This is a genomic window from Kitasatospora griseola (assembly GCF_044999035.1).
In the GTDB taxonomy this organism is placed as follows: Bacteria; Actinomycetota; Actinomycetes; order Streptomycetales; family Streptomycetaceae; genus Kitasatospora; species Kitasatospora griseola.
This window is the reverse complement of sequence record NZ_CP173360.1, coordinates 6,435,001-6,448,384: the sequence shown is the minus strand read 5'-3', so window position 1 is coordinate 6,448,384 and position 13,384 is coordinate 6,435,001. Positions and strand designations below refer to the sequence as shown.

Here is a 13,384-nt window from a genome sequence, read left to right as displayed (position 1 = left end):
CTGAAAGGACCGCTTTGCCCGCCCCGGACGGACCCCCTACCGCCCGGGCTCCAGCAGCTGCTTCTTCAGCACCTTGCCCATGGCGTTGCGCGGCAGGTCGTCGACCAGGACGACCCGGCGGGGGCGCTTGTGCACGGACAGCCGCTGCGCCACGAAGTCGACCAGCTGACGTTCGGTCAAATCTTCACCCGAGGCGACCACGTAGGCGACCACCACCTGCCCGAGGTCGTGGTCGGGGGCGCCGACCACTGCCGCATCGAGAACCCCGGGGTGGTCGCGCAGTGCGGCCTCGACCTCGCCGGCGCCGATCCGGTAGCCGCCGCTCTTGATCAGGTCGACGGAGGCGCGGCCGACGATCCGGTGGAAGCCGTCGGGTTCGACGACGGCGACGTCGCCGGTGCGGAACCAGCCGTCGGCGGTGAAGGAGTCGGCGGTGGCGTCGGGCCGTCCGAGGTAGCCGTCGAACAGGGTGGGGCCCTGGAGCTGGAGGTCGCCGACGCTCTCGCCGTCGTGCGGCAGCTGCTGCCCGTCCTCGCCGATCAGCCGGGTCCGCACGCCGGGCAGCGGTACGCCGACCGCGCCGGGCCGCCGTTCGCCGTCGGCGCGGGTGGCGACGGTGATCAGCGTCTCGGTCATGCCGTACCGCTCGGCGGGGGCCTGCCCGGTGAGCCGGCGCAGCTGTTCGAAGACCGGGACGGGCAGCGGGGCGCTGCCGGACACCAGCAGTCGGGCGGTGGCCAACTCGCGGGCGGCGTCGGCGTCGGCGGCGATCCGGGACCACACGGTGGGCACGCCGAAGTACAGGCTGCCGCGGGCGGCGGCGTACCCGGCGGGGGTGGGGCGGCCGGTGTGCACCAGGCGGCTGCCGGTGCGCAGCGCGCCGAGCACGCCGAGCACCAGGCCGTGGACGTGGAACAGCGGCAGGCCGTGGACGAGGGCGTCGTCGGCGTTCCACTGCCAGGCGTCGGCGAGGCCGTCGAGGCCGGCGGCGACGGCGCGGTGCGGGATCAGCGCGCCCTTGGGGGCGCCGGTGGTGCCGGAGGTGTACAGCACGAACGCCGTCCGGTCGAGGTCCTCGGCGGCGGGCCGCCACTGGCCGCTCGCCCGGTCGGTGAGCCGGACCGGAAGGACCGTCAGCCCTTCGGCGTCCTCGGGCGGACGGGTGCCCGCCAGCAGGGTGGCGCCGCTGTCGCGCAGGATGTGGGCGCGCTCCACCGGCCCGGAGTCGGGCGGCAGCGGCACCACGGGGACGCCGGCCAGCAGGCCGCCGACCACGGCCGCCACGGTCTCCGGCTCGGGCCGGGCCAGCACGGCCAGCGCCGGTGCCCCGGCGGCCCGTTCGGCGATCGCCCCGGCGGCGCGCAGCAACTCCTCCCAGGACAGCGCAAGGCTGTTCACCACCACCGCGTCCGCGCGGTCCCCGTACACGCCGTCCAGTGCCGTCAGCAGTCCCATGCCGCCCGACTCTACGAGCCGGGGCGACCGGAGTACACCAGCGACCCGTCCGCCGGGCGGATCGTCACCGTCCGTGCTGAGCTGGGGCGTTACGGAATCGCTCCAGTTCCTTTACCGAATCCGGTGGCCGACCGGAACCATCCCCACCGCCCGTCTCGGACTATGGCCGGACCTCGCCGGCACCGGTGGGATAGGGATCGCCCCGGCCGGTCGTGCCGGGAACCGTCTCCTCCAGGAGTCCCCTTTGAGCATGCACCCCGCCACCGCGGGTCCCCGTCGCTCCACCGCGCTGCGGGCCGCCGCGCTGCTCGCCGTCGGGGCCACCGCCCTGACCGGCGCCACCGCGACCGCCCGGTCGGCGGCCGACCTGCACCTGCCGGCCGCCTTCCACCTGCGTCCCGCCTCGGCCGGGCACATCGACGCGGTCGGCCGGGTCGCGCCGATATCGACCTCGGACTGCGTGTCGCAGATCGGCATCCACTGCTACTCGCCGCTGCAGTACCGCCAGGCCTACAACCTGAACCCGCTGTACCAGCAGGGCGTCACGGGCAAGGGCCGCACCATCGTGATCGTGGACTCGTTCGGCTCGCCGACCATCCAGCACGACCTGGAGGTGTTCGACAAGCAGTGGGGCATCCCGGACACCCAGGTCGAGGTGGTCAAGTGGGGCGACGTCCCGGTGTTCGACCCGACCAACCCGGACCACACCGGCTGGGCCGGTGAGACCACCCTGGACGTCGAGTACGCGCACGCCGTCGCCCCCGACGCCCACATCGTGCTGGTGGAGACCGGCGTCGCGGAGACCGAGGGCGTCACCGGCCTGCCGGAGATGATGGACGCCGAGAAGGCGCTCATGCAGCACCGCGACGTGGACGTGATCTCGCAGAGCTTCGGCGCCACCGAGAACACCTTCCCGGGCTTCGACAAGGGCGACTTCAAGTCGATCGAGAGCCTGCGGTACGCCTTCAGGTTCGCCGCCGCCAAGGACGTCACGGTGCTCGCGGCCTCCGGCGACAACGGCGCCACCGACGCGATGGAGAACGGCACCGACCTGTACCCGTACCGGGTCAACTCCTGGCCGTCCGCGGACCCGCTGGTCACCTCGGTCGGCGGCACCGAGCTGACCCTGGACAACAGCGGGAAGCGCACCGCCCCGGACAAGGTCTGGCACGACGACTACGGCGCGGCCGGCGGCGGCGTCTCCGGCGTCTTCGGGCGCCCCTGGTACCAGGCGGGCGTGGCGAACGTGACCGGCGACCACCGCGGCACCCCGGACATCTCGATGAGCGCGGCCGTGGACGGCGCCGCCTGGACGTACGAGTCCTACGACCCGACCCGGGTCGGCTGGCACCTGACCGGCGGCACCAGCGAGGCCACCCCGATCTTCTCGGGCATCGTGGCGCTCGCCGACCAGCTCGCCGGGCACCGCCTCGGCCAGCTCAACCCGCGGATGTACGCGATGGCGCAGCTGCCCCCGCAGTGGAGCGGCATCACCGACGTCACCGAGGGCGACAACTCCTGGGGCGCCGTGACCGGCTACCAGGCCGTCAAGGGCTACGACCTGGCGTCCGGCCTCGGCACCATCGACGCCAACCGCTTCGTGCGCTCCCTCGCCGGCCGCTGACCCCGGCCGGACCCGAAAAACGGCGCGGCCCCCGGGACAACTCCCGGGGGCCGCGCCGCAGTTCAGCCTCGACAGGTCAGCCCTTGCGGGCCTTGACCTCGGTGGTGAGCTGGGGGAGGACGGTGAAGAGGTCGCCGACGACGCCGTAGTCGACGAGTTCGAAGATCGGGGCCTCGGGGTCCTTGTTGACCGCGACGATGGTCTTCGAGGTCTGCATGCCGGCGCGGTGCTGGATCGCGCCGGAGATGCCGGCGGCGACGTACAGCTGCGGCGAGACCTGCTTGCCGGTCTGGCCGACCTGGTTGGTGTGCGGGTACCAGCCGGCGTCGACGGCGGCGCGGGAGGCGCCGACGGCCGCGCCGAGGGCGTCCGCGAGGTCCTCGACGACGGTGAAGCCCTCCGCCGCGCCGACGCCGCGGCCGCCGGAGACGACGATGGCGGCTTCGGTGAGCTCGGGGCGGCCGGTGGAGACGCGCGGGGTGCGGGAGGTGACGGTGGCGGCGTTGCCGGTGAACGCGACGGTGACGTTCTCGACGGTGCCGGCGGCCGGCGCGGCTTCGGGGGCGGCGCTGTTCGGCTTGACGGTGATGACGGGCGTGCCGGTGGTGACGGTGGACTTCACCTGGAACGACGCGGCGAACACCGACTGGGTGGCGACGGGGCCGTCGGTGCCCTGTTCCAGGTCCACGGCGTCGGTGATCAGGCCCGAGCCCAGGCGCAGGGCGGTGCGGGCGGCGATCTCCTTGCCCTCGCCGCCGGAGGTGACCAGGACGGCGGCGGCGCCTGCGGTCTGGGCGATCTGGGTGAGGGCGTCGACCTTGGGGACGACGAGGTGGGTGGTGAACTCGTCGGCGTCGGCGGTGTAGACCTTGGCGGCGCCGTACTCGGCGGCCTTGGCGGCGATCGCCGCGGCGTGGTCGCCGGCGCCGAGGACGACGGCGGCGGGGGTGCCGAGGCGGCGGGCGAGGGTGAGCAGTTCGAGGGCGGGCTTGCGCACCGCGCCGTCGGCGTGGTCGACCAGGACCAGGATCTCGCTCATGTGTCTAAACTCCGTATCCTTCGAAGGTTCCTGGCGGGCCGTCAGATGAACTTCTGCTCGGCGAGGTACGCGGCGAGCCGCTTGCCGCCGTCGCCCTCGTCGGTCACGACGACGCCCTGGGTGCGGGCGGGGCGGGCGGTGATCTCCGCGACCTTCGTCCACGCGCCCGCCAGGCCGACGGTGTCGGCGTCGATGCCGAGGTCGTCGAGGTCGAACGACTGCACGGGCTTCTTCTTCGCGGCCATGATGCCCTTGAAGGAGGGGTAGCGGGCCTCGCCGGACTGGTCGGTGACCGAGACGACGGCGGGCAGGGGCGCCTCGAGGAGTTCGGTGGCGGCGTCGCCGTCGCGGCGGCCCTTGACGGTGCCGGCCTCGACGGCGACCTCGGACAGGAGGGTGGCCTGCGGGACGCCCAGGCGCTCGGCCAGCAGGGCGGGCAGGACGCCCATCGTGCCGTCGGTGGAGGCCATGCCGCACACGACGAGGTCGTAGCCGGTCTTCTCCAGCGCCGCCGCGAGGATCGCGGAGGTGCCCATCACGTCGGTGCCGTGGATGTCGTCGTCGTTGACGTGGACGGCCTTGTCGGCGCCCATCGACAGGGCCTTGCGCAGGGCGTCCTTCGCGTCGTCGGGGCCGACCGTCAGGACGGTCACCTCGGCGCCCTCGTTCGCCTCGGCGATGCGCAGCGCCTGCTCGACGCCGTACTCGTCCAGCTCCGACAGGAGGCCGTCCACGCCCTCCCGGTCGGTGGTGGCATCGTCCGCGAAGCGACGGTCACCGGTCGCGTCGGGCACGTACTTCACACAGACAACGATCCTCAAGCTCACGGCCTGCTCTCCTGTTACTGGTCCGATCCGGCGGCTGCGGCTGCGTCCGTGCGTGTCGAGCGGTCTCGGCACACGCGCGGGGCCCGCGGTCCGGGCGGCGCGCGCCGGTGCCCCGCCGGAACTCCCCGGCAGCATACTCATGAGTAGCTCAGCCGTCACTACTCGCCAGTAGCTTACGCTGCCGCAGGTCCGGGCGGGCACCTGCGGCACCGCCTTGGCCCATCCTGCCGCAGGGCGGGCCGACTGCCACCTGACCCGGCACCAGATCGCCTGTGAGATTGAACGCTAGACGGCCTCGCCGAGTGCCGCGATCACGTCCATCCGGCGCGGCTGACCTGCCGCCCGGCGCACCACCCGGCCCGCGGCGTCCAGCACCAGCACGGTCGGGGTGCGTCGGATCTCCAGCCGGCGCACCAGCTCCAGCTGCGACTCGGCGTCCACCTCCACGTGCGCCACCCCCTCGACCATTCCGGCCACCTCGGCGAGCGTGCACCGGGTCGCCCGGCACGGCTGACAGAAGGAGGTGGAGAACTGCACCAGCGTCGCCCGCTCCCCCAGTTCGGCGCCGAGTTCCGCCCCGGTCAGCCGCACCGCTTCGCCTTCGCCGCGCATCCGCCGCCTCCCGCCTCGCCGTTCCACCGTCGGGACCGGCCGGTCCGATCACCGGTCCAGTGTGACAAACGCCGCCCCGGGCTCGAACAGTCCGCCGGTGGGGCTGTCACGACCACTCTCCGTGCGACCCGGTGTTCGACGCCCCCGCCCCGTCCCGCGCCGCCCGGGGCGCCGGGCCGGAGCCGCACAGCTGCCCCGGTTCGCCCGATTTGCCTGCGGGGCACGGGTCGCCGCCCGCCGGTCACCGCGCCGAACGCCCGGCCCCGGCCCGGCATTCCGACTCCGGCCGCACCCGTCGGGCCGACCCGTGCGGTGCGCGGGCGTGACAGACCGTGCCCGTTCGGGGGATCATCGGGGGGAAACACCCGTGGCCGCCGCGGCGTGCCGCGACCCGTCGGCCCTGCCACCACGCCCCGGGATCCACCGCACCGGGCACCAGGCCCGTGGGAAGTAGGACTGACCGTGGCAGAGTTCGTGTACCCGCCGGTGATCCGCACCGCGCTCACCGCGTTCAAGGCGCTGGACCTGCGGATCTCCATCGTCGGCGCCGAGCATGTCCCCGCCACCGGCGGCGCCGTCCTGGTCAGCAACCACATCAGCTACCTGGACTTCATCTTCGCCGGCTTCGGCGCCTACCGGGTGGCCCGCCGCAAGACCCGCTTCATGGCCAAGGACGACGTGTTCCGGCACCGGATCTCCGGCCCGCTGATGCGCGGCATGAAGCACATCCCGGTCGACCGCACCGACGGCCAGCCCGCGTACGAGGCCGCCGTCAAGGCGCTCCGCGAGGGCGAGGTGGTCGGCGTCTTCCCCGAGGCCACCATCAGCCGCTCGTTCATGCTGAAGAAGTTCAAGACCGGCGCCGCCCGGATGGCCGCCGACTCCGGCACCCCGCTGCTGCCCGTCATCCTCTGGGGCACCCAGCAGCTGTGGACCAAGGGCCGCCCGAAGACCCTGACCAAGCGCCACGTCCCCGTCACCATCATGATCGGCGAGCCGATCCACCTGACCGAGGCCGACAGGCCCGTCATGGTCACCCGCCGCCTGCGCGCCGCCATGTCGGAGATGCTCGACCGCGCCCAGCGCGACTACCCCGCCAAGCCGGCCGGCCCCGACGACTCCTGGTGGGTCCCCGCCCACCTCGGCGGCACCGCCCCCACCCTGGAGCAGGCCGAGGCCGAGGACGAGGCGGAAGCCGCCGCCAAGGCCGAACGCCGCGCCGCCCGCTGAGCCCGCCGCCCGTCGCCCTCGCCGCCCGGCAGGGGCGACGGGCGCGCCGGGTGGACCGAACCGGGCCACGCGCTCCCCGAACGGCGGGATGCCGACCTCGGCCCGCCGCCAGGTCCTGTCTTCACACCGCCGCCCGCCCCACGACGCGCCCCCCGGCCTTCGGCCGGGAGGCACCCCCCGGGCACGCACTCCCGCCGCACCGGGCGAAAGCCGAGTACACCCAGTACGAGGCCTTCCACCCGGCACACCGAGAGCACGCACCGGACGCCGCGGGGCTGCGACGGCGGTTCGAAGACCGGCCCCGGTCCATTCGCGCCGGGCCCTCGCACGGCACCGGCGCGCCGTCGTGCACCCCCGCGATCCGGGTGCCGCAGACCTGCACCCGCCCCTCGTTCACCAGCAGCCGGTCCCGCAGGAACGCCGACTCCCGCGCCGTCCGCCACCGCCTGCTCCCTCAGCCGCAACGCCCGCCGCTGCACGTCCGGTTGCCGGGCCGTCGAGCGACGCCACGCCGGCCGCTCCGCCGGAACACGTGAAGTGTCCCCGGGGCCGACAGCGCTTCGGCGCCGCTCAGCCGCCGAACCAGCCTGCCGCGTCCAGCCGGAAGCCGGACGGTCCGGTCAACTGCGCCAGGCCGTCCTCGAGTTCGCGCAGTCGCTGCTCCCCCAGGGCCGCCGCCCAGCGTCCGCGGATCTGCTCGAACACCACCGCCGACCGGGCCAGCACGTCCAGCCCGTGCGGGGTCAGCCGCACCACCTTGCGCCGCGCGTCGCCCGGGTCGTCCGCCCGCTCCGCATAGCCGAGCGCCTCCAGCCGGTCCACCGTCTTCCCCGCGGCCTGCTTGGACACCCCCAGCCGCCGGCCGAGCTCGCTCGCCGTCGCCCCGTCCAGCCCGATCGCCTGCAGCGCGAAGCCGTGCGCGGGCCGCGCCTCGGGGTGACCCTGCCGGGCGAGTTCGGCGTGCAACTCGTCGATGATCGTGCGGAATCCGGCGAACAGCAGCAGCGGGAGCTCGAAGCCGTTGCGCGGATCGACAACCTGGTTTACGTTTTGGTCAACCACGTTGTCCATTCTAGGACGCGCAGCCGCGGCACGCCCCGGCACACCTCTCACCACCCGAAAGAGATCGCCATGTCCGGCATCGCCACCCAGCACTTCCCCGACCTCACCCCCGAGACCGCCCCCGCCGCGTCCCGCCGCTCCCTGGAGGGCGTCGCCCACCACCTCGGCTACCTCCCGAGCGCCGCCGCCCGACTCGCCCAGTCGCCCCAACTCCTCGACGGCTTCCTCAAGTTGACGGCGCTCTTCGACGCCACCGAACTCGACCCGGTGGTCCGCGAGACCGTCGTCCTGACCATCGCCACCCGCAACGGCTGCCACGTCTGCGTCGCCATGCACACCGCCCAGCTCACCCGGCTCGCCGCCGACCCCGACCTGATCGCCGCCCTCCGCGCCCAACAGCCCCTCCCGGACGCCCGGTTGGAGGCCGTCCGCCGCTTCGTCCACTCCGCCCTCGACCACACCGGCGCCGTCCCCGAGCCCGACCTCGCCGCTTTCCTCGCGCACGGCTTCACGCCCCGCAACGCCCTGGAGATCGTCCTCGGCATCGGCGCCTACACCCTCTCCACCTTCGCCAACCGCCTCACCGACGCCCCCGTCGACCCCCAACTCGCGCCCTACGCCTGACCCTCCGCTCCAGCCGGTACGCTCCCCCGGTGACCGACCGCGGCCTCACCCTCCCCCAACTCCGGCACCAACTGGTGACCGCGGTCCTCACCCTGGCCGCCCCCGGCCTCCAGGACGCCGACTTCGACCCGGCCCCGCACCTCGCCACCCTCCTCACCGACGCGTGCGACGCCACCGCCCCCGTCCCCTGGCTCGGCCACACCCTGCGCACCCCCGAGGAAGCCGCCCTCACCGCCGACCTCGGCACCGCCCTCCGCCTCCACCTGGCCGCCCTCCCGCCCGACCCCACCCCCACCGACCACCTCCGGGCCGCCACCTGGCACCCCGTCACCACCGTCGCCGCCCGCCTGGCCCACCTCCTGGTCCGCAACGACCACCACGCGGACACTCCCTGACGGCACGCCACCGCCCGCGGCCGGTGGCTCACGGGCGCGGCCTCAGCGCTGCCTGCCCCCGCCGCTCAGAACTCCAGCGCCACTCCGACGGCCCCCGCACCCGCCCGCTCCGCCGCCCGCAGCACCCGCACCGGCCCCGCGAACAGCTCCGCGACCGTCCCCGCCCCGTCCTCGTCGCCCATCGACGACAGCCACGCGGCCGCCCGTTCCGTCCCCGGCCGGCCCAACAGCGCCTCCAGCACCGGCCGGTACTCCCGCACCCCCGCCGCGTCGAGCACGAACTCCCCGCCCCACCCCGGCAACCGCTCCACCGCCTCCGGCCCCAGTGCGAACGCCAACGCATCGAACGGGTACGCCCGCGAAGCGCCGATCGTGCAACGCTCCTCCTCCGCGCACTCCTCCAACCGCCCGAGCAGCTCCCATCGCACCTGCTCCGCCCGGTCGCCGTCGCCCCGCCAGCCCTCGAACATCTCCGCCGGCACGACCGCGTCCGCTCCGCGCCAAGCACCGCCGCCGGGCAGCCGCCGCAGCCACTCCGTCCGCGCCGCGAGCCGATCCCGCCACCACGCCAACTCCCCGACCGCCGTCGCCGGCCGCCGCGCCCAGTCGGCGACACCCGCCGCCACCTCGTCCGGCACCACCCCGAGCACCCAGTACCCGTGAAACCCCACGCCCGCCCCTCGCCTCCCGACCTGCAAAAGGGCCCTGACCGTCACCGGCCGGGGCCCCTTCGCCCTCCCACTCAGCGGCCCGGACCCTCGCCCTCGCCCGGCAGCGTCTCGGGCAGCACGAAGTGCGGGTTCTCGATCAGTCCCAGCACCGACCCGGCCGGCTCGACCACCGCCGCCACCCGGATCCCGCCGCCAACCTCCTGCACCGCCTGCCGCACCGTCGCCCCGGCCGCCACCACGTGCTTCAACGCCACCTCCACGTCCCGGACGCCCCAGTACGTCACCGGCCCCACCGCCGGGTCACCGCTCGGATCCAGCGACAGCTCGTAGCCACCGACGTTGAAGCCGACGTAGAACGGCTCGTCGAAGTACGGCTCGATGCCCAGCACCGAGGTCCACCAGGCCTTCGCCGCAGCGAGATCCGGCGCGGGGTAGATCACCGTTCGCAGGCCAAGAAACATGTCAACTCCCTTTCACAGCAAGCTGGTTCTTCCGAACGCGAGCCTACGGCCCGGGTCCGACAGCACCGCCCCGGCACGCCAGGACACTCACCCGAGCTGCGGCAGCACCTCCGCCGCCACCCACTCCATCGCCCGCTCCACCTGCTCCCCCGCGACCGGGAACCACAGCGTGCAGTCCGTCAGCCCCGCCTCCGCGAGCTCCCCCAACTCCTGCACCACACTCCCCGCCGAAACTCTCTCCCCACCCAACGGCCGCCCCGGCGCTTCCACCACTGCCTCGACACCCGGCGGGGTCAGGAACACCGCCGCAGCCACCGCGAACCGGTCCGCGTCCTCCGCCAGCTCCGCCAGCCGACGTCGAACGCCCACCACCTCCGCCGCATCCACGCCCGTCCCGTACCAGCCGTCCCCGTGCCGCACCACCCGCCGCAACGCCGCCGCGCTGTGCCCGCCCACCCACACCGGCGGCCCACCCGCCGACACCGGCGCCACCCCCAACCGCACCCCCTGCAGCTGCGTGAACCGCCCCTCGAGCTCCGCCGGCCGCGAGGACCACAACGCCCGAGCCGCCCCCAGGTGGTCGTCCGTCCGCGCACCCCGCTCCCCCGCCGGCACCCCCGCAGCGGCGAACTCCGCCGGATTCCACCCCGTCCCGACCCCCAGAATCAGCCGGCCGCCCGACACCACATCCAGCGTCGCCACCTGATTCGCCATCACCACCGCCCGGTAGTACGGCACCACCAGCACCGACGTCAGCAACCGCACTCGCGACGTGGCCCCCGCCACCGCCGCCAACAGCACCAACGGATCGGCATCCAGCCCGAACCCGCTCTCCAACACCCGGTTCCCGACCGCAACATGATCGAATCCGAGCCGCTCCGCGACCCCCGCCGCCCGAACCGCTCCACGACCGTCCCCCGCCGGCCACCGCGGCTGAGCGACACCCCTAGACGCAACCCGGACATGGCAGCACACCCCTCCGTAGACCACCCGACCCCAGGCCCAACCACTCGGCCCGGCCCGTTTCATCCCCGCAGGTCGGAGCTCCACGTCTCCGGATTCCTCCGGGAACGCGAAAAAGCCCCCCGCCGTAAAGGCGAGGGGCTTTCCCTGAAGAATTGTTCGGCGGCGTCCTACTCTCCCACAGGGTCCCCCCTGCAGTACCATCGGCGCTGTGAGGCTTAGCTTCCGGGTTCGGAATGTAACCGGGCGTTTCCCTCACGCTATGACCACCGAAACACTATGAAACTGTCGAACCGGAACCCGCACACCCCCCAAGGTGGGGCGGGATTCTGTTCGTGGTTTCAGAACCAACACAGTGGACGCGAGCAACTGAGGACAAGCCCTCGGCCTATTAGTACCGGTCAACTCCACCCCTCACAGGGCTTCCATATCCGGCCTATCAACCCAGTCGTCTACTGGGAGCCTTACCCTCTCAAGGAGGTGGGAGTGCTCATCTCGAAGCAGGCTTCCCGCTTAGATGCTTTCAGCGGTTATCCCTCCCGAACGTAGCCAACCAGCCATGCCCTTGGCAGGACAACTGGCACACCAGAGGTTCGTCCGTCCCGGTCCTCTCGTACTAGGGACAGCCCTTCTCAACACTCCTACGCGCACAGCGGATAGGGACCGAACTGTCTCACGACGTTCTAAACCCAGCTCGCGTACCGCTTTAATGGGCGAACAGCCCAACCCTTGGGACCTACTCCAGCCCCAGGATGCGACGAGCCGACATCGAGGTGCCAAACCATCCCGTCGATATGGACTCTTGGGGAAGATCAGCCTGTTATCCCCGGGGTACCTTTTATCCGTTGAGCGACGGCGCTTCCACAAGCCACCGCCGGATCACTAGTCCCTACTTTCGTACCTGCTCGACCCGTCAGTCTCACAGTCAAGCTCCCTTGTGCACTTACACTCAACACCTGATTGCCAACCAGGCTGAGGGAACCTTTGGGCGCCTCCGTTACTCTTTAGGAGGCAACCGCCCCAGTTAAACTACCCACCAGACACTGTCCCTGATCCGGATCACGGACCCAGGTTAGACATCCAGCACGACCAGAGTGGTATTTCAACGGCGACTCCACCATGACTGGCGTCACGGCTTCAAAGTCTCCCACCTATCCTACACAAGCCGAACCGAACACCAATATCAAGCTATAGTAAAGGTCCCGGGGTCTTTCCGTCCTGCTGCGCGAAACGAGCATCTTTACTCGTAATGCAATTTCACCGGGCCTGTGGTTGAGACAGTCGAGAAGTCGTTACGCCATTCGTGCAGGTCGGAACTTACCCGACAAGGAATTTCGCTACCTTAGGATGGTTATAGTTACCACCGCCGTTTACTGGCGCTTAAGTTCTCAGCTTCGCCCGACCGAAATCGGACTAACCGGTCCCCTTAACGTTCCAGCACCGGGCAGGCGTCAGTCCGTATACATCGCCTTACGGCTTCGCACGGACCTGTGTTTTTAGTAAACAGTCGCTTCTCGCTGGTCTCTGCGGCCACCACCAGCTCAAGGAGCAAGTCCCATCACCAGCAATGGCCCCCCTTCTCCCGAAGTTACGGGGGCATTTTGCCGAGTTCCTTAACCACAGTTCACCCGAACGCCTCGGTATTCTCTACCTGACCACCTGAGTCGGTTTGGGGTACGGGCCGCCATGAAACTCGCTAGAGGCTTTTCTCGACAGCATAGGATCATCCACTTCACCACAATCGGCTCGGCATCAGGTCTCAGCCTTGATGTGAGGCGGATTTGCCTACCTCACGGCCTACACCCTTACCCCGGGACTACCACCGCCCGGGCTGGACTACCTTCCTGCGTCACCCCATCGCTCACCTACTACCCCGTTGGGCCACCGGCTCCACCACGTCCCATTGTCCGAAGACTCCGGGCCGGCTTCACGGGCTTAGCATCAAGAGGTTCAGCGTTGGCGCTTCAAAGCGGGTACGGGAATATCAACCCGTTGTCCATCGACTACGCCTGTCGGCCTCGCCTTAGGTCCCGACTTACCCTGGGCAGATCAGCTTGACCCAGGAACCCTTGGTCAATCGGCGCAAGAGTTTCCCACTCTTGTATCGCTACTCATGCCTGCATTCTCACTCGTGAACCGTCCACAACTCGATTCCTCGGCTGCTTCACCCGGCACACGACGCTCCCCTACCCATCACAGCCTCCGTTGGGAGTATTGCTGCAATGACACGACTTCGGTGATGTGCTTGAGCCCCGCTACATTGTCGGCGCGGAATCACTTGACCAGTGAGCTATTACGCACTCTTTCAAGGGTGGCTGCTTCTAAGCCAACCTCCTGGTTGTCTCTGCGACTCCACATCCTTTCCCACTTAGCACACGCTTAGGGACCTTAGTCGGTGTTCTGGGCTGTTTCCCTCTCGAC

12 protein-coding genes, 2 rRNA genes and 1 pseudogene (1 of these 15 cut by a window edge) are annotated in these 13,384 nt (G+C 71.2%); 4 read left to right on the top strand and 11 right to left on the bottom strand.

From position 1 onward, the window contains the following. Positions 1-36 precede the first annotated feature (36 nt). Positions 37-1,455, bottom strand: a complete 1,419-nt coding sequence (locus ACI1MP_RS29240; protein WP_404869834.1) for an acyl-CoA synthetase — start codon at positions 1,453-1,455, stop codon at positions 37-39. A gap of 250 nt (positions 1,456-1,705) precedes the next feature. On the opposite strand from ACI1MP_RS29240, the gene ACI1MP_RS29235 reads away from it, so the two are divergent. After that, a complete protein-coding gene (locus ACI1MP_RS29235; protein ID WP_404870848.1) occupies positions 1,706-3,079 on the top strand; it encodes a S8 family serine peptidase in 1,374 nt (457 codons plus the stop codon). A gap of 76 nt (positions 3,080-3,155) precedes the next feature. Here ACI1MP_RS29235 and ACI1MP_RS29230 read toward each other — a convergent pair whose 3' ends face one another. From ACI1MP_RS29230 to ACI1MP_RS29220, 3 genes are all read right to left on the bottom strand, one after another. Continuing rightward, entirely contained in the window at positions 3,156-4,118 is a 963-nt protein-coding gene (locus tag ACI1MP_RS29230; protein ID WP_404869833.1) for an electron transfer flavoprotein subunit alpha/FixB family protein, read from the bottom strand. Between the two features lie 41 nt (positions 4,119-4,159). Next, a complete protein-coding gene (locus tag ACI1MP_RS29225; RefSeq protein ID WP_380331681.1) occupies positions 4,160-4,945 on the bottom strand; it encodes an electron transfer flavoprotein subunit beta/FixA family protein in 786 nt (261 codons plus the stop codon). A gap of 285 nt (positions 4,946-5,230) precedes the next feature. Continuing rightward, the gene (locus tag ACI1MP_RS29220; protein WP_404869832.1) at positions 5,231-5,557 is read right to left on the bottom strand and encodes a TlpA family protein disulfide reductase; all 327 of its coding nucleotides are present in this window, start codon (positions 5,555-5,557) and stop codon (positions 5,231-5,233) included. 462 nt (positions 5,558-6,019) lie between these two features. On the opposite strand from ACI1MP_RS29220, the gene ACI1MP_RS29215 reads away from it, so the two are divergent. After that, positions 6,020-6,787 carry a lysophospholipid acyltransferase family protein gene (locus tag ACI1MP_RS29215; RefSeq protein ID WP_380344816.1) on the top strand — a complete coding sequence of 256 codons (768 nt, stop codon included), beginning with the start codon at positions 6,020-6,022 and terminating at the stop codon, positions 6,785-6,787. Between the two features lie 292 nt (positions 6,788-7,079). Here ACI1MP_RS29215 and ACI1MP_RS29210 read toward each other — a convergent pair. Both ACI1MP_RS29210 and ACI1MP_RS29205 read right to left on the bottom strand, forming a co-directional pair. Next, a pseudogene (locus ACI1MP_RS29210) lies at positions 7,080-7,311 on the bottom strand (hypothetical protein); the annotation flags it as partial. A 46-nt stretch (positions 7,312-7,357) separates the two neighbouring features. Next, positions 7,358-7,858: a MarR family winged helix-turn-helix transcriptional regulator gene (locus tag ACI1MP_RS29205; protein ID WP_380344813.1), complete on the bottom strand. Its 501-nt coding sequence runs from the start codon at positions 7,856-7,858 to the stop codon at positions 7,358-7,360. 60 nt (positions 7,859-7,918) lie between these two features. On the opposite strand from ACI1MP_RS29205, the gene ACI1MP_RS29200 reads away from it, so the two are divergent. Both ACI1MP_RS29200 and ACI1MP_RS29195 read left to right on the top strand, forming a co-directional pair. Further along, positions 7,919-8,473: a carboxymuconolactone decarboxylase family protein gene (locus tag ACI1MP_RS29200; protein WP_380344810.1), complete on the top strand. Its 555-nt coding sequence runs from the start codon at positions 7,919-7,921 to the stop codon at positions 8,471-8,473. Between the two features lie 29 nt (positions 8,474-8,502). Next, positions 8,503-8,868, top strand: a complete 366-nt coding sequence (locus ACI1MP_RS29195; protein WP_380344807.1) for a hypothetical protein — start codon at positions 8,503-8,505, stop codon at positions 8,866-8,868. Positions 8,869-8,933: 65 nt separating this feature from the next. Here the strand turns inward: ACI1MP_RS29195 and ACI1MP_RS29190 are convergent, their stop codons facing one another. From ACI1MP_RS29190 to ACI1MP_RS29170, 5 genes are all read right to left on the bottom strand, one after another. After that, positions 8,934-9,539 carry a hypothetical protein gene (locus tag ACI1MP_RS29190; protein WP_404869831.1) on the bottom strand — a complete coding sequence of 202 codons (606 nt, stop codon included), beginning with the start codon at positions 9,537-9,539 and terminating at the stop codon, positions 8,934-8,936. Positions 9,540-9,610: 71 nt separating this feature from the next. Continuing rightward, on the bottom strand, positions 9,611-10,000 hold the full coding sequence (locus ACI1MP_RS29185) for a VOC family protein (RefSeq protein WP_404869830.1): 390 nt from the start codon (positions 9,998-10,000) through the stop codon (positions 9,611-9,613). Positions 10,001-10,087: 87 nt separating this feature from the next. Then, the gene (locus ACI1MP_RS29180; protein WP_404870847.1) at positions 10,088-11,029 is read right to left on the bottom strand and encodes a TIGR03619 family F420-dependent LLM class oxidoreductase; all 942 of its coding nucleotides are present in this window, start codon (positions 11,027-11,029) and stop codon (positions 10,088-10,090) included. A 91-nt stretch (positions 11,030-11,120) separates the two neighbouring features. Next, positions 11,121-11,237: ribosomal RNA gene (gene rrf, locus ACI1MP_RS29175) — 5S ribosomal RNA — on the bottom strand. Positions 11,238-11,334: 97 nt separating this feature from the next. Next, positions 11,335-13,384 (bottom strand): 23S ribosomal RNA (locus tag ACI1MP_RS29170); it runs 1,056 nt beyond the window's last position.